This window comes from Streptomyces sp. NPDC056479 (genome assembly GCF_042795335.1).
GTDB lineage: Bacteria > Actinomycetota > Actinomycetes > Streptomycetales > Streptomycetaceae > Streptomyces.
The window spans coordinates 17,482-37,464 of the sequence record NZ_JBHTRZ010000003.1; the positions used below are offsets into that span (position 1 = coordinate 17,482).

The 19,983-nt window shown below is 71.8% G+C and carries 15 protein-coding genes and 1 pseudogene; 11 read left to right on the top strand and 5 right to left on the bottom strand.

Annotation, left to right across the window (positions count from 1 at the left end; genetic code table 11):
• Positions 1-141 precede the first annotated feature (141 nt).
• The 3 genes from ACFQ6S_RS11595 to ACFQ6S_RS11605 all read right to left on the bottom strand — a co-directional run bounded on the left by ACFQ6S_RS11595 (position 142) and on the right by ACFQ6S_RS11605 (position 6,008).
• Positions 142-4,161, bottom strand: coding sequence for an AAA family ATPase (locus tag ACFQ6S_RS11595; protein ID WP_383406613.1), 4,020 nt, complete (start codon positions 4,159-4,161; stop codon positions 142-144).
• A 408-nt stretch (positions 4,162-4,569) separates the two neighbouring features.
• Entirely contained in the window at positions 4,570-5,502 is a 933-nt protein-coding gene (locus ACFQ6S_RS11600; RefSeq protein WP_383406616.1) for an RNA polymerase sigma-70 factor, read from the bottom strand.
• A 32-nt stretch (positions 5,503-5,534) separates the two neighbouring features.
• Positions 5,535-6,008, bottom strand: a complete 474-nt coding sequence (locus ACFQ6S_RS11605) for a carboxymuconolactone decarboxylase family protein (protein ID WP_383406619.1) — start codon at positions 6,006-6,008, stop codon at positions 5,535-5,537.
• A gap of 193 nt (positions 6,009-6,201) precedes the next feature.
• Here ACFQ6S_RS11605 and ACFQ6S_RS11610 point away from each other — a divergent pair, with 193 nt between their 5' ends.
• From ACFQ6S_RS11610 to ACFQ6S_RS11620, 3 genes are all read left to right on the top strand, one after another.
• Positions 6,202-8,847, top strand: a complete 2,646-nt coding sequence (locus tag ACFQ6S_RS11610) for a LuxR C-terminal-related transcriptional regulator (protein WP_383406622.1) — start codon at positions 6,202-6,204, stop codon at positions 8,845-8,847.
• A gap of 36 nt (positions 8,848-8,883) precedes the next feature.
• Positions 8,884-9,402 (top strand): hypothetical protein, encoded by a 519-nt coding sequence (locus tag ACFQ6S_RS11615; protein ID WP_383406625.1) that lies wholly within the window; start codon positions 8,884-8,886, stop codon positions 9,400-9,402.
• 119 nt (positions 9,403-9,521) lie between these two features.
• Positions 9,522-9,719, top strand: coding sequence for a hypothetical protein (locus tag ACFQ6S_RS11620; RefSeq protein WP_383406627.1), 198 nt, complete (start codon positions 9,522-9,524; stop codon positions 9,717-9,719).
• A gap of 48 nt (positions 9,720-9,767) precedes the next feature.
• On the opposite strand, the gene ACFQ6S_RS11625 is transcribed toward ACFQ6S_RS11620, so the two are convergent.
• Positions 9,768-11,180: a DUF2252 domain-containing protein gene (locus tag ACFQ6S_RS11625; protein WP_383406630.1), complete on the bottom strand. Its 1,413-nt coding sequence runs from the start codon at positions 11,178-11,180 to the stop codon at positions 9,768-9,770.
• 218 nt (positions 11,181-11,398) lie between these two features.
• Here ACFQ6S_RS11625 and ACFQ6S_RS11630 point away from each other — a divergent pair, with 218 nt between their 5' ends.
• From ACFQ6S_RS11630 to ACFQ6S_RS11650, 5 genes are all read left to right on the top strand, one after another.
• Complete coding sequence (locus tag ACFQ6S_RS11630) at positions 11,399-12,040, top strand: HdeD family acid-resistance protein (protein ID WP_383406633.1); 642 nt, start codon at positions 11,399-11,401, stop codon at positions 12,038-12,040.
• Between the two features lie 75 nt (positions 12,041-12,115).
• Positions 12,116-12,580 carry an SHOCT domain-containing protein gene (locus tag ACFQ6S_RS11635; RefSeq protein WP_383406636.1) on the top strand — a complete coding sequence of 155 codons (465 nt, stop codon included), beginning with the start codon at positions 12,116-12,118 and terminating at the stop codon, positions 12,578-12,580.
• A gap of 43 nt (positions 12,581-12,623) precedes the next feature.
• Complete coding sequence (locus ACFQ6S_RS11640; protein ID WP_383406639.1) at positions 12,624-13,034, top strand: hypothetical protein; 411 nt, start codon at positions 12,624-12,626, stop codon at positions 13,032-13,034.
• Between the two features lie 49 nt (positions 13,035-13,083).
• Positions 13,084-14,973, top strand: coding sequence for a glycoside hydrolase family 15 protein (locus ACFQ6S_RS11645; RefSeq protein WP_383406642.1), 1,890 nt, complete (start codon positions 13,084-13,086; stop codon positions 14,971-14,973).
• Between the two features lies 1 nt (position 14,974).
• The gene (locus tag ACFQ6S_RS11650; protein ID WP_383406645.1) at positions 14,975-16,372 is read left to right on the top strand and encodes an MFS transporter; all 1,398 of its coding nucleotides are present in this window, start codon (positions 14,975-14,977) and stop codon (positions 16,370-16,372) included.
• Positions 16,373-16,428: 56 nt separating this feature from the next.
• Here ACFQ6S_RS11650 and ACFQ6S_RS11655 read toward each other — a convergent pair whose 3' ends face one another.
• Positions 16,429-16,650: a twin-arginine translocase TatA/TatE family subunit gene (locus tag ACFQ6S_RS11655; protein WP_383406648.1), complete on the bottom strand. Its 222-nt coding sequence runs from the start codon at positions 16,648-16,650 to the stop codon at positions 16,429-16,431.
• Between the two features lie 207 nt (positions 16,651-16,857).
• Here ACFQ6S_RS11655 and ACFQ6S_RS11660 point away from each other — a divergent pair.
• From ACFQ6S_RS11660 to ACFQ6S_RS11670, 3 genes and pseudogenes are all read left to right on the top strand, one after another.
• Positions 16,858-17,250, top strand: a pseudogene (locus tag ACFQ6S_RS11660) (M48 family metalloprotease); the annotation flags it as partial.
• 86 nt (positions 17,251-17,336) lie between these two features.
• Positions 17,337-18,731 carry an LCP family protein gene (locus ACFQ6S_RS11665; RefSeq protein WP_383406651.1) on the top strand — a complete coding sequence of 465 codons (1,395 nt, stop codon included), beginning with the start codon at positions 17,337-17,339 and terminating at the stop codon, positions 18,729-18,731.
• 154 nt (positions 18,732-18,885) lie between these two features.
• Positions 18,886-19,980 (top strand): acyltransferase family protein, encoded by a 1,095-nt coding sequence (locus ACFQ6S_RS11670; RefSeq protein ID WP_383406654.1) that lies wholly within the window; start codon positions 18,886-18,888, stop codon positions 19,978-19,980.
• Positions 19,981-19,983: the final 3 nt, after the last annotated feature.

The following is a 19,983-nucleotide window of genomic DNA, read 5'->3' on the forward strand; positions in this document are numbered from 1 at the left end:
ACAAGGCTGCCTGCCTCGCGGGAGCCGCCTCTTCGGCTGCGACGAGGCGTTGTGATCGGGATCACGGAAACCGCTGTCCGCAGAAGCCTCGTGATGTCACTTGTGTCTCCGGCCCGTCACGGAGGGCAGCTGAGCGGGGAGCTACGGCGCGCACGGCGGTTCGTACGACAGCCGCGGCAGGTACTCGTGCCACTTGTCCCGGGTGAGCACGCCCTCGGTGGTCGAGCAGACACGGTCGATCGCCTGGTCCACGTTCAGGTTCCACAGCCGCACGGTGTCGGTGCCGCTGGAGACGCCGAGCATGTGGCTGGAGGGGCTGAACGACAGGAAGTTGCCCGTCTTGGCGTTGGGGCTCATGGCCTGGCCGATCGCGGAGGCGTCAAAGGGGCTGGAGACGTTCCACAGCCGGACCGTGTTGTCGTTGCCGCCGCTGGCCAGATAGCGCCCGCCCTTGCTGAACGTCAGCGACACGACCGCCTCGGTGTGGCCGGTGAGGGGCGAGCCGAGCTCGCTCGCCGCACGCGGGTCGGTGACGTCCCACAGCCGTACGGTGTCGTCGTCGCTGCCACTGGCCAGGGTGTGGCCGTCCGGGCTGTATTCGAGCGCGTTGACGGGCCCGGTGTGACCGGTGAGCGCGGGCAGTGCCCTCGGCCGGTCCGGGTCGGTCACGTTCCACAGCCGGATGGTGGAGTCCGCGCTGCCGCTGGCCAGGGTGTGCCCGTCGGGGCTGAAGACCAGGGAGTTGATGTAGCCGGTGTGGCCCGTGACCGGTGACCCGAGCGGGACCACATGGGAGGGGTCGGTGACGTTCCACAGCCGGATGGTGCGGTCGTCGTAGGCCGTGGCCAGGGTGCGCCCGTCCGGGCTGAACGCCAGCGCGTCGGGGCCCATGAACCGGGTGCGCAAGGTGAGGGGCGGGCCGAGGGCGACCGGCCGGGCCGGGTCGCCGATGTCCCACAGATGGACCTGGCGGCTGCCGGTCAGCACCGCCAGGGTGCGGCCGTCGGGGGAGAACACCAGGGAGCGCTGGCCGCCGTCGCCGGGCATGAAGGGCCGGTTCAGCAGGACGGGCCGGGCGGGCTTCGCCACGTTCCACAGCCGGACGCTGCCGTCGCGCGCGGCGGTGGCGAGCACCTTGCCGTCCGGCCGGAACGCGCCGCCGCGGCCGATCATGTCCGACGTAGGGATCGACCACAGGCGGACCTTGCTGTCGCCGCTGCCGGTGGCAAGGGTGCGGCCGTCGGGGCTGAAGCCCAGCGCGTACATCTCCCCGCTGGCGCCCGCGAGGGGCTCGCCGACCTGGGAGGGATACGCCGGGTCGCTGACGTTCCACAGGCTCGCGGTGCTGTCGGCGCTGGCGGCGGCGAGCATGGTGCCGTCGGGGTTGAAGGCCACCGACCAGATGGGGCCGGTGTGCCCGGTCAGCGGGGCGCCGAGCCGGGTCCCGTGCCGTGGGTCGCTCACGTCCCACAGCCGGATCGTGTCGTCCGCGCTGCCGCTGGCCAGGGTGCGGCCGTCCGGGCTGAAGGCGACGGAGTGCACCAGGTCGGTGTGCCCGGTCAGGGTGCCGAGCCGCTCGGGCCGGCCGGGCTCGGCCACGTCCCACAGCCGGATGGTGTCGTCGTCGCCCCCGGCCGCGAGGGTGTCCCCGTCGGGACTGAACGCCACGGACCGCACGGCGGCCTCGGCACCGGGCAGCGTGGCGAGCGCCTTGGGCCGCTTGGGGTCGGCCACGTCCCACAGCCGTACGGTGCGGTCCTCGCTGACGGAGGCGAGGGTACGGCCGTCGGGGCTGAAGGCGACCAGGTAGATCGTGCCCTCGTGCCCGGTCAGGGGCGCCCCGACCGGACGCGGACGGCTCGGTCGGCGTACGTCCCACAGCCGGACCGTGCCGTCGTCGGCGGCGCTGGCGAGCGTGTGCCCGTCGGGGCTGAAGACCGCGCTGCTCACCCAGCTCTTGTGCCCGGTCAGGGGCTTGCCCAGCGGCTTCGGCCGATCCCGGTCGGACACGTCCCACAGCCGTACGGTCCGGTCGTAGCTGGCGGTGGCCAGGAGCCGGCCGTTCGGACTGAAGGTGGTGAGGTAGACCGCGCCGGTGTGGCCGCGCAGGGGCGTGGCCAGCGGTGCGTTCACGATGGAGATCAGCCGGCTGGTGGTGTCCTCGTCGCCGGGGCGCAGCCGGTGGGCGACCAGGTCGAGCTGGGCGGACAGCGACGGGTCGGTGTACTGGAAGCGGTCGGCCTCCGCGAGCACCTGCGCGAACACGGCGTCGTCCCGCTGCTGCCAGGCGACCACCGCCGCGCCCACGGCCAGCATCGCCAGCGCGACCAGCGCCGCGACCGCGCTGCGCATGATCCACACCGTGCGCCTGCGCAGCCGCACCGAGGCGGCCAGGAACTCCACCGCGCCGCGGGTGAGGAAGGTGTCCCCGGCCGACCGCGCCCAGCTGTGCGCCTGCTCCAGCCGGGACCCCCGGTACAGCAGCGCCGAGTCGCGCTCGGAGGCCACCCAGGCGTGGCCGTCCTCCTCCAGGCGCTGGCGCAGCAGATTGCCCTGCCGGTCCTCGTCGATCCAGTCCCGCAGCCGGGGCCAGGCATGCAGCAGCGCCTCGTGGGTGATCTCCACGGTCTCCGCGTCCAGCGTCACCAGCCGGGCGCGCACCAGTGCCTCGAGCGACTCCTCGGTCTTGCCCGGATTCGTCGACTCCGACGCCAGCTGCCGCCGTGTCCCGCGCCGCCGGGTGGTCTGGGTGTCCTCGCCGAGTCTGACCAGCCGGAGCAGCAGCAGCCGCGCGGCCGAGCGGGCCGCCGGGTCGAGGCCGGACCAGGCGCGCTCGGCGGTGGCGGCGACCGCGCCCTGGATGCCGCCGGCCGCGCGGTATCCGGCCATCGTCAGCCGGCCCGCCTTGCGCCGCTGCCAGGTGGCGAGCAGCGCGTGCGACAGCAGCGGCAGCGCGCCCGCGTCATGCGTGCCGCGCGGTCCGTCCGCGCTCACCTCGCGCACGATCAGCTCGGCCAGCCCCGGCTCCAGTTCGAGACCCACGGCCTTGGCCGGCCCGGTCACCGCCTCCCGCAGTTCCGGGGTGGTCAGCGGGCCGAGCACCATGTGCCGGTGCTGCAGCGCGTCGGCCAGCTCCGGGTGGGACAGGCACTGCTCGTAGAAGTCGGCGCGGATGCCGAGGACGACCAGGACGGGGGGCGGGTCGCCGGGGTCGGCGGGGGTGCAGGCGGCGTGCAGGAGCCGGACGAAGGTGCGGCTGTCCGCCTCGTCGGCGCAGAGGGTGAAGGTCTCCTCGAACTGGTCGACGATGAGCACCGCGGGGGCGGTGGCCGACGCCTCACGGCGGGCCCACGCGGCGACGGCCTCACGTGTGGCATGCGCGAAGTCGCCACCGGTGTCCCGGGTGCCGGCCTCCTCCGGGCCGCCCGGGTCCTGAAGGTCCTCGGGCCGGTCGGGATCCGCCGAGGACGCCACGACGTCCGCGAGTTCCGGTATACGGCGGGTCAGTTCGGCGAGCGGATCGGTCCCCGGCACGAACTGGACGACCGTGCCGGCCCCGTCGCCCTTCTCGCCCAGCACGCCGCCGCGCAGGGCGGGCACCAGGCCGGCGTTCAGCAGGGAGGACTTCCCTGCTCCCGAGGCGCCGACGAGCATGACCAGGCCGCCGGTCTTCTCCACCGCGCGGAGCTGGGCGATCAGGGCCTCGGTACTGCGCTCCCGGCCGAAGAACCAGCGGGCGTCCTCGTGCCGGTAGGAGGCCAGTCCCCGGTACGGACACACCCCGCCGGCCACCGTGGGCGGCTCGACCGGAGTCTGCTCCTCCTCTTCCCCGGCCGTCGTCGTCGCCCGCTCCCACAGGCGCTGCCACTGGCCGAGGTCGTACAGTCCGGGGGACACGGGCAGGGGCCGCTCGCGCCGCGCCTGGGGGATCAGGACATGCAGGACGGCCGACAGGGCGGCGAACTGGGCGGGCACGTTCCTGGCCCGCCGCCAGTCGCTGATCCGCTGGGCGGAGACCCGTACGGGACGCCCTCGCTCGTCGACCCGCTGGAGCCGGACGACCGCCTCGGACACGCTCTTCAGGGGAGGGTTGCCGGCCTCCTTGTAGAGCAACGCGAGCCGTTCCGCGAAGGCTGTGCGCGCCGACGAGTCGAAACTCAAGGCCTCCCACTCCTTACTCAGCCGCACCTGTCATCCGGACCGGAAAACTCACTTTATACGGCTGACCTGCGGCTAAGGCGGCGTCCGGAGACCGGAACCTCCTCCCCGGCACGCTCGGCTGGCAGGATCACGACGCAAATGCGCAGCCTTCGCGCGTCGCCCAGGCAGTCCACCAGCCCGTAGCTCGGAGACACCACTCATGGCGCCGCATGTTCTCGGCCAGCTTCCGCCGGATCCGCTTCCGGCGGATCCGCTTCCGCCGGATCCGCTCCAGCGGGATCCACTTCCGCGGGAGCCTTGAGCACGTCGCGCCACTCTCGTCCTGCTCGATCCAGCTCATGGATCGACTCCGCCCCGCCGTTCGGCACCGGTCCCCACGAGGGGAGGGACCGGTGCCGGACGATGCGGTCAGGGGTGGTGCGGGTCGACCGCCGGGATCCGCCTCAGTTCGCGGGTGATCGCCCACGCGTCCGCCGGCCGGCCCAGGTGCCCGAGCTTGTCGGGGTTGAGCACCGTGCGGATCGTCTGGATCCGCCCGTCCAGGACGTCGAGCACCAGAGTCTGCAGCACCCTGCCGTCCCGGTCGCGGTAGACGGCACCGGGCTGGCCGTTGATCTCGTGCGGTTCGAACGAGATGTCGACCCGGGCCATCCGCGGGAAGACGGAGGCGAGCAGCCGGGCCACCTTCTGCGCGCCCACGACGGCCCTGGCCAGCTGCGGTGCCTTCCCGCCGCCGTCCCCGACGAGCTGCACATCGGCGGCCAGCAGCTCCCGCAGCCCGCCCATGTCACCGTCCTTCAGCGCGTCGAAGAACCGTGATGCCAGTTCCTGCCGCTCCCGCCGGTCGGCCGCGAACCGGGGCCGCCCGGCCTCCATGTGCCGTCGCGCCCGTACCACCAGCTGACGGCACGCCGCCTCCGAGCGATCCACCGCCGTGGCGATCTCGTCGAAGCCGAAGCCGAACACCTCCCGCAGCACGAACACCGCTCGCTCCAGCGGGCTGAGCCGCTCCAAGAGCAGCAGTGCCGCCATCGACACCGAGTCGGCGAGCTCCACCGAGCGCGCCGGATCCTGGTAGGGGTCGCTCAGCAGCGGCTCGGGGAACCACGGGCCGACGTACTCCTCGCGCCGCACCCGCGCGGAACGCAGCACATCGATCGAGATCCGCGTCACCACGGCCGACAGATAGGACTTGGCCGACGCGGGCCGGGTCGGCGAGCCGTCGAAGCGCAGCCAGGTCTCCTGCACCGCGTCCTCGGCCTCGCCCACGCTGCCCAGGATCCGGTAGGCGATCGAGAACAGCAGCGGGCGCAGTTCCTCGAACTCCTCGACCTTGTTCACGCGCGATCCTCTTCCTCAGGTTGCTCAGTTCCTCAGTGGAACTGTCCGACCTTGTAGTCGCCTGCGGGCTGCCGGGTGATGACGTTCATCCGGTTCGCCATGTTCATGAATGAGATCAGCATCAGCAGCACGGCGAGCTGTTCCTCGTCGTAGTGACGGGCGGCGCGCTCCCACACCTCGTCGGCGACCCCGACGCCGGTGTCCGCGATCCGGGTCCCGGCCTCCGCCAGCTCCAGTGCGGCCCGCTCGGCCTCGGTGAAGACCGTCGCCTCCCGCCACGCGGCCACCAGGTTCAGCCGCACCGGGCTCTCCCCGGCCGCGACGGCCTCCTTGGTGTGCATGTCGAGGCAGACCGCGCAGCCGTTGATCTGGCTCACCCGCAGCGACACCAGCTCCTGGGTCACGGCCGGCAGAGCGGAGTCCTTGATCACCCTGCCCGCCGACATCACGTACTTGAGGGCCTTGGCGATGGTCGGGTCGGTGAGGAGATTCAGTCGCGCGTCCATGGTGTGCTCCCTTGGCCGTCGTAGTGGCTTCCTCCACGGGACGAGATGGCCCGAGCCCCTGTGACATCGGCGAATGTGACCTGCGTCTCCTCCCGCGAAACGCGGCCGTGGCGGCTTTCGGACGCCGGCGCGCAAGAACGCGGCAAAGCTGTGATGGTGGTGAGGGGAGCACCATCCCCGATCCCGCAGGGCGGTGAGCGCGGTGGCAGCGAGCGATGACGTCCCCAACGAACCGGCCGCCTCCCACGTCGATCCGCTGGGAGACCCGTTCCTGCGCACCCGGTTCGCCCTGCCGGCCCGGCCCGCCACGTTCCTGCGGCGCGAACGGCTGGTCGACCATCTCGACCAGGCCCTGCGGACACCGCTGACGATGGTCAACGGCGCCGCCGGAGCGGGCAAGACCCTGCTGGTCGCCGACTGGGCGGCGGGCCTGGGACAACCGGTCGCCTGGCTCACGCTCGACGCGGCGATCCAGGGCCCGAGGATGTTCTGGGCGCATCTGCTGCAGGCGCTGCGCATCCACGGTGTGCCGGTCGGCGACCTCGGCTGCCCCTCCGACGAGAGCGAGGTCAGCCGCACCCTGCTCGCCCGGCTCGCCGCGCGCCTGGCAGACGCCGAACGCGTCGCGACGGTGGTGCTCGACGAGTACGACCGGATCAGCGCCCCGGAGATCTCGCGGCAGCTGGAGTTCGTGCTGCACCACGCCGGACCCGGGCTGCGCCTGGTCATCGTCACCCGCAACGAGCCCCTGCTGCCGCTGCACCGCTATCGCACGGCCGGCGCGATGACCGAGATCCGCAACGCCGAGCTGGCCTTCACCCCCGAGGAGACGGTCTCCCTCCTGGAACGGCACGGGCTGCGGCTGCCCGTCCCCGCGGCGGACGCCCTCGTGGACCGCACCGGGGGCTGGGCGGCCGGCCTTCGGCTGTGCGCCCTGGCCGCGCGTGAGCGCCCGGACCCGGAGGCCTATCTGAAGGAGTTCGAGGCCGGGCACAGCACGGTCGCCGACTTCCTGCTCGCCGAGGTCCTCGACCGGCAGCCCGCGCCCACCCAGGACCTGCTGCTGCGGGTCAGCGTCCTGGAGCGCTTCTGCGTCGGCCTCGCGGACGCGCTGACCGGGCGGAGCGACGCCGAGGCCATCCTCGCCGGACTGCACCGGGAGAACGCCTTCGTCGAGGACCTGGGGCACAGCTGGTACCGCCTGCACCCGCTGTTCCGGGAGATACTCCGGGCCCATCTGCGGGAGCGCTCCGCCGACCTGGAACCGGAGCTGCACCTGCGGGCCGCGCGATGGCTGCGGAGCTCCGGGCTGCTGCCGGAGATGCTGGCCCACGGCGCCGCCGCGGGGGAGTGGGACTTCACCGCCCGCGCCTTCGTCGACGACCTGGCGATCGGACAGCTCTTCACCGGCATGCGCTCGGACGACCTGGCCGAGCTGTTCTCCGGCATGGGCCCCGAGACGACCAGCCCAGCGGCCGACCTGGTCCGCGCCGCCCGCGACCTTTCCCAGTGCGACCTGGATCGTGCGCTGGCCCGCCTCCACCGTGCCGAGGAGCAGCTGACCTCCGACGCCGACGGCCCCGCGGCGGCCCAGCTGAGCTGTGCCCTGCTGGAGGCGCTCGCGGCCCGGCTGGCCGGATCCCCCCGCCGGGCCGAGCAGGCCGTGCGCACGGCCCGTGAACTGGAGCGGGAGGTCCCGGCCCAGCTGCTGGAGAAGCACCCGGAGCTGCCCGCGCTGCTGCTGACCCATCTGGGCTCGACCCGGCTGTGGGCGGGGCACTTCGAGGCGGCGCGGGCCGCGTTCAGCACCGTCGCCGACACCACCGCCGGTGCCGCGACGGCACTGCCCAGGGAGGAGTCCCTGGAGCATCTGGCGCTCATCGACTACCTCGACGGCTGGCCGACCAGGGCGGAACGCCAGGCCGTGGCGGCGATGACCGAAACGGAGCGGTTCAGCCTGCCCGAGGCGTCCGTCTCCGCGCTCGGGCGGCTGGTGCTGGCCGCCGTCGCCGTCGACCGCAACGAACTGGCCGAGGCCCAGGCGCTCCTCGACCAGACGACCCGCCTCGCGGTACGCGACCCGGTGACCGCCGCGGGCCGGTCCATCGCGACGGCCCGTCTGCTGCTGGCCCGGGGCAGGACCCGCGCCGCCCTCGCGGCCACCGAACCCGCGGTGACCGCCGATGTCGCCTCACCCTGGGAGCGCAGCCACGCCGCGCTGGTCGCCTCGGCCGCCCACCTGGCCGAAGGCCGGGCGGACGAGGCCGCGGAGGTGCTGGAGCCGGTCGCCGGGGACCTGCCGACCTGTGCGGTGGGCGCGGCGCGGGCCCACCTCGCGGCCGGCAACCCCGACGCGGCCCTGAAGCTGCTCGACATCATCGGCGCCGAGGCGGACACCGGCCCCGCGGTGCTCGTGCGGGCCACGCTGCTCAGGGCGCAGGCCGCCAACGAGGCGGGCGATCTCGCCACCGCCCGCCGGCTGATCGCCCGCTCGCTCACGGACGCCCGGCGCGAGCGGCTGCGGCGCCCCTTCCTGGAGGCCGGGGCATGGCTCGGGCCCTACCTGGCCGGACCGCCGCTGCGCGACCTGGCCGCCGGCTGGCTCATGCCGGGGCGCGCGTCCGACGAGCCCGCCCCGCTGCTGGTGGAGCACCTGAGCGGACGCGAGCGCGATGTGCTGGAGCGGCTCGCCCAGATGATGTCGACCGAGGACATCGCCGCCGACCTGTATGTCTCCGTGAACACGGTGAAGACCCACCTCAAGAGCGTCTACCGGAAGCTGGCGGTGAACCGGCGCAGCGACGCCGTACGACGAGCCCGCGAGCTGCACCTGCTGTGACGTCCGCGGCCGTACGGACCCGATCGGGAGGCGCCCATGTCCAGTACCCGGCCCGCGACGGCGCGGGAGCGGCGGGCGGCGCGCCGTGAGCACGCCGACTACACCGGCGGTGTCTACGGCTCCATGCTCGCCGCGTCCGTGGTGATCGGTGCCGGTGCGCTGGGGTCCTTCCCCCGCCTGGAACTGGGCCTGCTGCTGATCCTCACCGGCCTGGTCTTCTGGGTGGCCCATGTGCACGCCCAGCTGTTCGGCGCCCGCCTGGCCGAGCACGCCCTGGACCGCCGGACCGTGCTGACCGTGTGCCGTGACGAATGGCCGATCGTCAAGGCGGCCGTCCCGCCGGCGGCGGCCGTGGCCATCAGTCCGCTGCTCGGTCTGGACCTGTCCGGTGCCGTGTGGCTCGCGCTGTCCGTGGCGGTGGCCGGGCAGGTGGGCTGGTCGCTGGCCGCGGCCCGGCGGGCCGGCGCCTCGGGCGCCCTGATGGCCGTCAGCGCCGCCGTCAATCTGGTGCTCGGCCTGCTGATCATCCTGTTCAAGATCGTCCTGACCCACTGAAGCGCCGGGAGAACCGCCGGGCCCGGGTCACCTGTGCCGGGTGAGGTGCGGCCCTTTCCCCGGGCGGGACGATGACTCCAGCAGCAGCTCTGCCAGCGTCCGCGGCGGGAGGGCAGCACATGCGCTACGAGATCCGCATCGAGGGACATGTGTCGGAGACCCTGGCCAAGGTCTTTCCGGAACTGGATCACGTGGTGATGTCCAGCCAGACGGTGCTGTACGGCCCCGTCATCGACGACGCGCACCTGTACGGACTGCTGGCCCGCTGCCAGTCGCTGGGGCTGCGGGTGGTGGAGATGCGGCAGTTGCCCGAATGACGTCGGAGGCCGGAGGCCGGAGACGATGTCAGAGGGCGGACGTGGGTGTCAGAGGTCGGTCGCCGTCACCCGCCCCGAGCCGACGGCCGAGCCCAGTGCCTCGAAGTCCCGGTCGTTCTGGTCGGCGTAGGCCTGCGCGAACTCGGTCAGCGCACGGTCGAAGCGGTCGCTGCCGCCCACGTAGGCGGCGATGGCGACGGGGTCGCCGGAGCGGGCGTGGGCCCGCGCGAGGCTGCCGCCGCACAGCTGGCCGAACAGGCGCAGCATGGTCGGGTCCCAGGTCTCCGGACGCGCGATGCCCTTCCAGTCCCGCAGCTGCCGTACATAGAAGTCCCGGCCGCGGCCGTCGAGCCCGCTGACGATGTGCGTCCAGCCCAGGAAGATGTCGCTGGTCGTCTGGATCAGCCGCTGCCCGGTCACCACGCGGCGGCCCTGGTTGTCGTAGCGCTCCCCGTGGACGTGCGCGGCCAGCACCGACTCCTGGGCCTCCTTGGCCTGGAGCAGCAGCGGATCCCCGTCGTCCCGGCCGAGCAGCAGGATGATCCAGCAGCGGGTCCCGACGCTGCCGACCCCGACGACCTTCCGGGCCAGGTCCACCACGTGGTAGCGGCCGAGCAGGTGCCGGCGCTCGGACGTCAGGCTCTTCGCGTACTCCTCGAAGACGGTCTGGAGCTCCTTGGCCTCCTCGCCCGCGGACGAGCCGCCCACCAGGTCGCTCAGCGGTGTGATGAGCGGCGGATCCGGCGCGATCCGCAGGCCCTCGGAGGTGACCTGGGTGAGTTTGGCGAAGGCCTGCATGTGGGTGCGGGTGCGTGCCTTCGCGGTGGCCTGGGCCGTGCGGCGCCTGGTCTCCTTGTTCATCGAGGACGCCATCAGCTCACGCATGTGATCGGCGTCGTCCTGCGCGTACCAGATGTCCAGGGTGCCCATGCCCGCGAACTCCCGCATCCGCGTCCGGTACGCCCGCACACACTCCCGTACGGCGCCTTCCTGCTCGGCGGTGGAGAATCCGTTGGCGCGGGCGGCGATCACGAAGCTGGTCGCCAGCCGTTTGACGTCCCACTCGAACGGGCCGGGATACGTCTCGTCGAAGTCGTTGATGTCGAAGACCAGATGGCGCTCCGGCGAGGCCAGCAGCCGGAAGTTCAGCAGATGGGCGTCTCCGCACAGCTGCGTCGTCAGCTCCGTGTCCGGCAGCCGGCCCAGGTCCATCGCCATGATGGCCGCGGCGCCCCGGTAGAAACGGAACGGGGACTCCAGCATCCGGCCGTAGCGGATCGGCACCAACTCCTGGACCCGGGTGACCGACTGACGCTCGATCACCTCGATCGGATCGGGCCGGTCGCCGGCCGCCTCGACCCGGCCCTGGCCGGACCGCGAGGCCCGCCTCCGGGCACTTCTGCCGTACGCCGCCCTCTCGTCCGGCGACAGCGAGGCCGTGAACGCACTCGGTATCGGCATGGCTCACCCTCCACCTCCGGGCGGCCGTCGCCCTGCTTCCGGGCAGCACCGGCAGGCCCTTCCTCAGGCCACCTCACCGCCACCGCCGGCGTCGCGGATCACCCGTCAGGGGTGACCCGGCACGCGGCGGCGCGCGCGACGCTGACCCCGTGAGGGTGCCGCACACCGTCCCGTCGGGTGGTCCGGTGGTGGCCGGTCGTATCACGCGAGGAGGAGCCATGACCGTGTCGCGTGGTCCCGCGCCGGACACCGGACCCGATCCTCTGAGCGACGGGACGGTTCCGGGCTCGGAACAGGACACCGAGATGGTGCTGGCGCAGGTGGGCGGCTCGTGGACCTGGCTGCTGGGGGCGGCGGCGGCGACGCTGGTGCCGGGCATCGTCGCGCTGGCCTGGCCGCACGCGTCCCTGCACGTCCTGGCGGTGATCATCGGGCTGTATCTGCTGGTGACCGGTGGTTTCCGGTTCGTGGCCTCCTTCGCCCGGGAGCAAGGCGACCGGCATCTGGAGCTGCTCGCGGCGGCGCTGTACGTCCTCGCCGGGGTGCTGTGCCTGCGCAACCCGCTGCAGACGATCGCCGCGCTCTCCCTGATCGTCGGTGCCGTCTGGGTCGTGACGGGCATGCTGACCGCCTGGACGGCCCTGGCCGCCAAGGGCCTGCCTCACCGCGGCTTCGTCCTGGCCGCCGGGGCGCTCGGCGTCGTCGCGGGCATCGTGGTGCTGGCGCTGCCCAGCGAGTCGGCCGTCGTCCTGACCCGGCTGCTCGGACTGTGGCTGGTGCTGCTCGGACTGGTCGAACTGGGGGTCGCCTTCGCCTGGCGGTCCGCGCGCCACCGGGCAGGCTTCACCCGCCCTGGGTGAGGCCGTTCCTCTTGAGCATGCGCACGCTGAAGTCGGTGGGAGCGGCGGACGCCCCGCCAGGGACGGAGGCAGACGATGAGCACGCACACCTACCTCGCCTACGACTATCCGCTGCTGAGCATGTTCTGGACGCTGCTGTGGTTCTTCCTGTGGGTCATGTGGTTCGTCCTGCTCTTCCGGGTCATCGGCGACATCTTCCGCGACGACAGCCTGAGCGGCTGGGGCAAGACCGGCTGGCTGGTCTTCTGCATCGTGCTGCCGTTCCTCGGCGTGTTCGTGTACCTCATCGCCCGCGGCAAGGAGATGGGCAGCCGCGAGATCTCCCACGCCCAGGCACAGCAGCGGGCGTTCGACGACTACATCCGTGACACGGCGGGCGGCGGCAGGACCACCAGCAGCGCCGAGGAGCTCGCCAAGCTGTCCGAGATGCGCAGCCACGGCGACATCACGGACGACGAGTTCCGCCGTGCCAAGGACCTCGTCCTGAGCGGTGCCGGCCCGTCGGCCCGTTCCGATGCCTCCACGTCCCACCACACCTGAGCTCGTACCAGCGGGAAATCGCACTAGGAAACGAGGCACAACCATGACCAGCACGCAGACGGGGCAGGCGAAGTACGCCTGGGCCGGCGGCCTGACGGTCTTCGCGGCCGTCATGCTCACCATCGCAGGACTCATCGCAATCTTCCGCGGCATCATGGGGATCGCCGAGGACGACGTCTTCGTCAACACCAACAACTACGTCTTCGAGTTCGACCTCACCGGCTGGGGCTGGGTCCATCTCATCCTGGGCGTGGTCGCCGTGATCATCGGCATCGGTCTGTTCCAGCCGGCGATGTGGGCCAGGGTCGGCGGCGTGGCCATCGCGGGGCTGATCATCATCGCCAACTTCCTCTCCCTGCCGTACTACCCGGTGTGGTCGGTCGTCATGATCGCGATATCCGGGTTCATCATCTGGGCACTGTGCGTCGCGCGGAAGGAAGACTTCAGCGCGTAGTCCGTCGTCCGCACGCCCCGCGGTGACACACCGCGGGAAGGAGGGGCACGTGAACCCGTACCCGCCGATCGCAGAGCACGGCATGGTCGGCGACCTCCAGACCGCCGCCCTCGTGTCCTGCGAGGGAACCGTCGACTGGTGGTGCAGCCCCCGCTTCGACTCGCCCAGTCTGTTCGCCTCGCTGCTGGACAGCGAGCGTGGGGGCCACTGCCGGCTGGCCGTGGACCTCGGCGAGGACGCCACGACGGTGCGGCAGCTGTATCTGCCCGACACCGCCATCCTGCTCACACGCTTCATGGCACCGGGCGGCGTCGGTGAGGTCGCCGACTTCATGGTGCCCGTCGAGTCGCCCGTCGCGACCGACCGGCACTCCCTGGTCCGGGTCGTCAGGGTCGTACGCGGCAGTCTGCCCTTCGCGTTCGCCTGCCGGCCGCGCTTCGACTACGCCCGTGCCCCGCACACCCTGACCCGCCCGAACGACCACTCCGCCGTCCTGCACGGCCCGGGGACCGACCTGCATGTGCGGACCACCGGCGACGTCGCCCTGCGTTCCGACGGGGACGACGTCGCCGCCCGCTTCACGCTCTCGGCCGGCCAGGCCGTCGCCATCGTGCTGACGACCACGGACAGCGGCGGCATCGCCCCGCCCGAGCCGTCCCTGGACGACGTCGTCGAGCAGATGGAGCGCTGCCGCGTGTTCTGGATGTCCTGGCTGCGCTCGTGCACCTACCGGGGCCGCTGGCAGGACGTGGTGAACCGCTCGGCGATCACGCTCAAGCTCCTCACCTACGCCCCCTCCGGAGCGCCCGTCGCGGCGGCCACCATGGGCCTGCCCGAGCAGATCGGCGGCGAGCGCAACTGGGACTACCGCTACACCTGGATCCGCGACGCCTCCCTGTCCGTGCGGGCCCTGATCGACCTGGGCTTCGAGGAGGAGGCCTATGCCTTCCGGCGCTGGCTGCGCGACCGTATCGAGGCCGGGGGCTCGGCGTCCGGCGATCCCCTGCAGATCATGTACCGGGTCGACGGCGAGCCCCATCTGACCGAGGAGATCCTCGACCACCTGGAGGGCTACCGCGGCTCACGGCCCGTCCGGGCCGGCAACGCCGCCGCCGACCAGCTCCAGCTCGACATCTACGGCGAGGCCGCCGACGCCCTGATCGTCGGCCGCGACATCGGCGCGCTGCGCGGCTGGAAGGCGCTCAACGGCGTACTGGACTGGCTGTGCGACCACTGGGACCGCCGCGACGAGGGCATCTGGGAGACCCGCGGCGGGCGGCAGAACTTCACCTACAGCCGGCTGATGACCTGGGTGGCGTTCGACCGCGGCATCCGAGCGGCCCTCTACGCCTCCCGCCCCGCCGACCTGGAGCGCTGGACCGCCGCCCGGGACGCCGTCTTCCGGCAGATCGTCGAGCGGGGCTGGCACGAGAAACGGCAGGCCTTCGTCCAGCACTTCGACACCGACGTCGTGGACGCCTCGCTGCTGCTCATGCCCCGGGTCGGCTTCGTCTCCGCGCACGATCGGGACTGGCTCAGCACCCTCGACGCCATGGACCACGACCTCGTCAGCGACAGCCTGGTCTACCGCTACGACCCCGCGGCCTCCCCGGACGGCCTGCGCGGCTCCGAGGGCACCTTCAACCTGTGCAGCTTCTTCTACGTCGAGGCCCTCGCCCGCAGCGGCCGGCTCGACCAGGCGCGTTACGCCTTCGACAAGATGCTCACCTACGCCAACCATGTCGACCTGTTCGCCGAGGAGATCGGCCCCTCGGGAGAGCAACTCGGCAACTTCCCCCAGGCGTTCACCCATCTCGCGCTGGTCACCGCGGCGATGGCCCTGGACGAGGAGCTGACCAGACAGGCCACCACGCCGGGGGCGGAACACCTGCACCCGGCCTTCCACCACATCGCTCGGACCGCTCCCCGGGCCGACTGAGATGACCGGGCCGGGCGGGCACGGCCGGCGCGCAGGACCGGGACGTGTCCTGACCGCTCTCGCCCTGGCGCAGTTCATCTGCAGCTTCGCCGGCTCCAACATGAACGTGATGATCAACGACATCAGCGAGGACCTGGACACCACCGTGCAGGGCGTGCAGGTCGCCATCACCGTGTTCCTGCTGGTCATGGCTGCGCTGATGATTCCGGGCGGCAAGCTGACCGACCGCTACGGCCGCAAGCGCTGCTTCCGGGCGGGCCTGGTCGTCTACGCCGTGGGCGCCGTGCTCAGCGCGGCGGCGCCCGGCCTCGGCGTACTGATCCTGGGCAACTCGATCCTGGAGGGCATCGGCACCGCCCTCCTCATCCCGCCCGTCTACATCCTGGCCACGCTGCTCTACCAGGATCTGACGTCCCGTGCCCGGGCCTTCGGAATGATCATGGCGCTGGGCGGCCTCGGTGCCGCCGCCGGGCCGCTGATCGGCGGACTGATCACCGAGGGGATCAGCTGGCGGGCGGCCTTCGTCTTCCAGGCCCTGGTGATCGTGGTGATCGTGTTCCTGAGCCGCGATCTCTCCGACCCCCTCCCACCGGACCCGACCCGCTCCTTCGACACCACCGGAGCGGTCCTTTCCGCCGTCGGCCTGGTCCTGGTCGTGATGGGCATCCTGGCCGCCGACAACAACGTCTGGCTGATGATCTCCCTGATCGCCCTCGGCGTCCTGGTGCTCCTGGGGTTCTTCCACTGGATCCGGACGCAGCAACGGTCCGGCGGGGACCCCCTGATCTCCCTCACGCTGTTCCGCAACCGCACGTCCAACCTGGGCCTGATCACCCAGAACATCCAGTGGCTGCTGCTGATGGGCTCCTCGTTCACGGTCGCGGCGTACCTCCAGACCGTGCGCGGTTACAACGCCATCCAGACGGGGGTCATCTTCACGGCGGCGACGCTGGGCCTGCTCGTGTCGTCCCTCGGCGCCGAGCGCCTGGCGAAGCGGCGCTCCCAGCGCAGCCTCATCGTCACCGGGTTCGTCGTCACCCTCGCCGGCGTGGTCGTCCTGATCGTGCTGGCCGGCGTCTACACCACCGCCTGGGCCTACGTCCCCGGCCTGCTCCTGCTCGGCCTCGGGATCGGCCTGATGCTGACCCCCTCGGTCAACGTCGTGCAGTCCAGCTTCCCCGAGTCCCGCCAGGGCGAGATCTCCGGCCTGTCCCGCAGCGTCTCCAACCTGGGGTCCTCCTTCGGCACCGCCATCGCCGGCACCATCCTGGTCTCCGGCCTCACCAGGGGGGCGTACGCGGCCGCGCTGATCACGCTGGCGGCCCTGGGCCTCATCGGCCTGGCGGCCGCTATCCGGCTCCCGCGAACACCGGCGGCCGACGGCGCGAGCGGGCCTTGAGCCCGACCGGCCGACCGGCCGACCGGTCATGAACTCCCGGTCCCCCCGGGGCCGGGTCACTGCCCGGGCCGCCGCGTGCCCTCGGCGCCCGGCTCGACCGTCTCGCCCTGGATCACCCGGGGCGTCGTCCGGTCGTCCTCGTCCTTCATCGCCCCGGCCTCGGCCTTGAGGATGCGCGCCGACTTGCCCGCCGAGCGGGCCAGGTCGGGAAGCTTCTTCGCGCAGAGGACGGCTATGACGACGATGAGGATGATGGCGAATTCGCTCAGTCCGAACATGTGGGTCCTGTCCTCCTGGTGAGCTGGGGGCTGCGCCTCAGTATGCGGTCGCCCCGGGTCGGACGGCACCTCCTTGGGGAAGGCCCGCCCCGGCCGGGCCGGCTCTGCTTTCCTTACGATGTACCGCTCGATGTAGCGCGGATGACGTGCGGCGCAGCGGAAGGGAGACAGGGGATGGCGGATCACCGGCAGGCTTCCCGGCGCCGGGGACAGGGCGAGCTGGAGGCGTTGGTCCTGTCGCTCACGTCCTGCGCCCGGACCCTGTGGCGGCACGTCCGGGTGCGCCGCCGGGCCCACCGGGCGCCGACCGGGCTGCCGGACGCCCAAGTGACCGTACTGGCCGACGAGTTGCCCTACGCGTACGCGCTGCCAGGCGGCCGACACGACCCCGTCGTCGTCACCACCGGCCTGCTGGACGACCTCGAACCCGCCGAACACCGGGCGCTGTTCGCCCACGAGCGGGCGCATCTGGCGGCCCGGACGGTGGCGTGCGCGATCGGCAAGGCGGCGCTGGTGTCGCGGGGTACGCCGGTCGCGACACTCGCGCTGCTGAAGCCCGCTCCGGTGGTGCGCCGCCGGCCGTCACCGATCCTGCGCGCGGCGACGCCCCTCTGACCTCGAGGCAACGGAAGTCACCGAATTCGACGTCTGTTCATGGTGGGGCCATCGCGGCCCAGGGGGAGGGAATGCCGGTGAGCGGAACGAGGGGGCGGCGGCGTACGCCGGCCGCGGCGGGCAAGGGCCGGCTGACCCGGCGGGGACGGATCCTGGCGTGGAGTGCGGGGGTGGCCTCGGCGGCCGTCCTCGGTGTCGCCGGGGTGGGCGCGTGGGTCTATCAGGACCTCGACGACAACATCAGATCCGCCGACGTCGACGACAAGATCGGCGGGGACCGGCCGGCCAATCTCAGCCCCGGCTCGAAGAACATCCTCGTCGTCGGTTCCGACAGCCGCGACGGCGCCAACGCGAAGTACGGCAAGGACCTGACCACCATGCAGTCGGACACGCTGATGGTGGTGCACGTGCCCGCGAACCGGGAGTGGGCCACGGTCGTGTCGTTCCCCCGTGACTCCTGGGTGGAGATACCGGCCTGCGACAAGGGCGACGGCGACACCTCCGCCCCGCACCACTTCAAGATCAACGAGGCGTTCGCGATCGGCGGCACCGGCGGCGAGGTCGCCGGTGCCGCCGCCTGCTCGATCAAGACGGTCGAGGCCAACACGGGCCTGCGCATAGACCACTTCATGTCCGTCGACTTCCAGGGCTTCAAGGGGATGGTCGACGCCCTCGACGGCATAGAGGTCTGCCCCGAGGAGGCCATCCACTCCAAGAAGGCCCGGCTCGACCTGGACGCCGGCTGCCAGACCGTCCGCGGCGAACAGGCGCTCGGCTACGTGCGCGTCCGCTACGGCGTCGGAGACGGCTCCGACATCGGGCGCATCGGGCGCCAGCAGGAGTTCATGAACGCCCTGGCCGAGAAGGCGCAGGCCAAGCTGACGAGCCCGAAGTCGCTCTACGGCTTTCTGCAGTCCGGCACGAAGTCCCTGACCACGGACCCCGATCTGGCCGGCATCAGGCCGCTGTACTCCCTCGCGTCGGAGCTCAAGGGAATCCCGAGCGAGCGTCTGACCTTCCTCACGGTCCCCAACTACCCGCGCGAGGCCGACGTGGCCTCCGACACGGCCAACGTCGTCTGGCAATACCCGCAGGCCACCGACCTGTTCACCTCGCTGGCCAAGGACAGGGAGGTCGACAAGAAGCGTCTGGAGGCGGATACGAAGACCCCGCTGTACGCCTCCTCCGTCCACGTCCAGGTCCTCAACGGCACCGCGGTCCAGGGGCTGGCCGGCACCGTCGCGGAGAAGCTGCGCGAGTCCGGCGTCACGGTCACCGGTACGGGCAACGCCCCACAGAACACCGGCGCCACGACGGTCACCTACCCGGCGGGCCTGGAGAAGCAGGCCGAGGCGCTGGCCGCACGGCTGCCCGGGGGCGTCCGGGCCAGGCCGGCGTCGGACGCGACGGCGGGCGTGGTCACCCTGGTCGTCGGGAAGGACCTGGACACCGGGCGCATTCGCTGATGGGCCGTACCGGTCGGAGATCGAACTAAACGGGTTCGTGACGATGGAGGACGTCCTGTCCGAGGCGGTGGGACCGGAGTCGGCGGCCGCCTGACCCGACGACCGACCCGCGGGGGTTGAGCGAAGCCTCAACGGTGTGTTTAGGGTGCTGGCAATGCTCCTCACTCGCGCCACACCGGTACCCCACGCCACTGCAGCACCGGAAGGACGGCAGGACCCGCTGCCGTCCGCAGAGGCGGTGGCGAGACGGGCACCGGCGCGGCGGGACCCCTTCCTCGACAACGCCAAGTACCTGGCGATCGTCCTGGTGGCGGTGGGCCACGCCTGGGAACCCCTGCGCGAGGGAAACAGGCCGGTCACCGCCGTGTACATGCTCGTGTACGCCTTCCACATGCCGGTGTTCGCCATGATCTCGGGCTCCTTATCGCGAGGCTTCGAGGCGACTCCGAGGCAGCTGGGACGCCTGCTCACAGGCCTGGTGGTCCCCTACGTCCTCTTCGAGACGGCCTACACCTACTTCACCCGCTGGACCAGCGAGGACCCCGACCGCGCGGTCACCCTCCTCGACCCCCTCTACCTGACCTGGTACCTGGCGGCACTGTTCATCTGGCGCCTGACGACTCCGGTCTGGAAGACGCTGCGCCGGCCGCTCCCCGTGGCCCTGACGATCGCCGCCGCGGCGACGCTCTCCCCGGCCATCGGCAACGACCTCGACCTCCAGCGAGTCGCCCAGTTCCTGCCGTACTTCGTCCTGGGCCTGTGCCTCAGGCCCGAGCATCTCCGCCTGCTGCACCGTCGCGGCACCCGCCGCCTGGCGGTGCCGCTCTTCGCCGGAGCGCTGTGCTTCGCCTACTGGGCGGTCCCGCGCATGGACTACGCGTGGTTCTTCCACAACGACAGCGCGACGGCCCTCGCGGCCCCCGCCTGGGCGGGCCCGATCATGACCCTGGCGACCTTCGGCTGCTCGGTGGTGCTGGCCGCCGGCTTCCTCGCCTGGGTACCCCGCCGCTCCACCTGGTTCACCGCCCTGGGCGCGGGCACCCTGTACGCCTATCTCCTGCACGGCTTCATCGCCCAGGCGGCCGAACACTGGGGCTGGTACACCCTGCCCTGGCTGCACCACCCGGCCGGCGAGGTCACGGTCACCCTTCTCGCAGCCGCGACCATGACGGCCTTGTGCGCACCTGCCGTACAGCGGCCGCTACGAGCCTTGCCGGCATGGCCGGCGAGGTGGGCGTTCCGCCGCTGAGAC

Excerpts from the sequence above, each read along its gene's own strand:
- ACFQ6S_RS11625 (WP_383406630.1), bottom strand. The coding sequence starts at position 11,180 with ATGCCGATACCGAGTGCGTTCACGGCCTCGCTGTCGCCGGACGAGAGG.
- ACFQ6S_RS11635 (WP_383406636.1), top strand. The coding sequence starts at position 12,116 with ATGAGCACGCACACCTACCTCGCCTACGACTATCCGCTGCTGAGCATG.
- ACFQ6S_RS11665 (WP_383406651.1), top strand. The coding sequence starts at position 17,337 with ATGCCGGTGAGCGGAACGAGGGGGCGGCGGCGTACGCCGGCCGCGGCG.
- ACFQ6S_RS11620 (WP_383406627.1), top strand. The coding sequence starts at position 9,522 with ATGCGCTACGAGATCCGCATCGAGGGACATGTGTCGGAGACCCTGGCC.
- ACFQ6S_RS11605 (WP_383406619.1), bottom strand. The coding sequence starts at position 6,008 with ATGGACGCGCGACTGAATCTCCTCACCGACCCGACCATCGCCAAGGCC.
- ACFQ6S_RS11655 (WP_383406648.1), bottom strand. The coding sequence starts at position 16,650 with ATGTTCGGACTGAGCGAATTCGCCATCATCCTCATCGTCGTCATAGCC.
- ACFQ6S_RS11650 (WP_383406645.1), top strand. The coding sequence starts at position 14,975 with ATGACCGGGCCGGGCGGGCACGGCCGGCGCGCAGGACCGGGACGTGTC.
- ACFQ6S_RS11630 (WP_383406633.1), top strand. The coding sequence starts at position 11,399 with ATGACCGTGTCGCGTGGTCCCGCGCCGGACACCGGACCCGATCCTCTG.
- ACFQ6S_RS11670 (WP_383406654.1), top strand. The coding sequence starts at position 18,886 with ATGCTCCTCACTCGCGCCACACCGGTACCCCACGCCACTGCAGCACCG.
- ACFQ6S_RS11615 (WP_383406625.1), top strand. The coding sequence starts at position 8,884 with ATGTCCAGTACCCGGCCCGCGACGGCGCGGGAGCGGCGGGCGGCGCGC.
- ACFQ6S_RS11640 (WP_383406639.1), top strand. The coding sequence starts at position 12,624 with ATGACCAGCACGCAGACGGGGCAGGCGAAGTACGCCTGGGCCGGCGGC.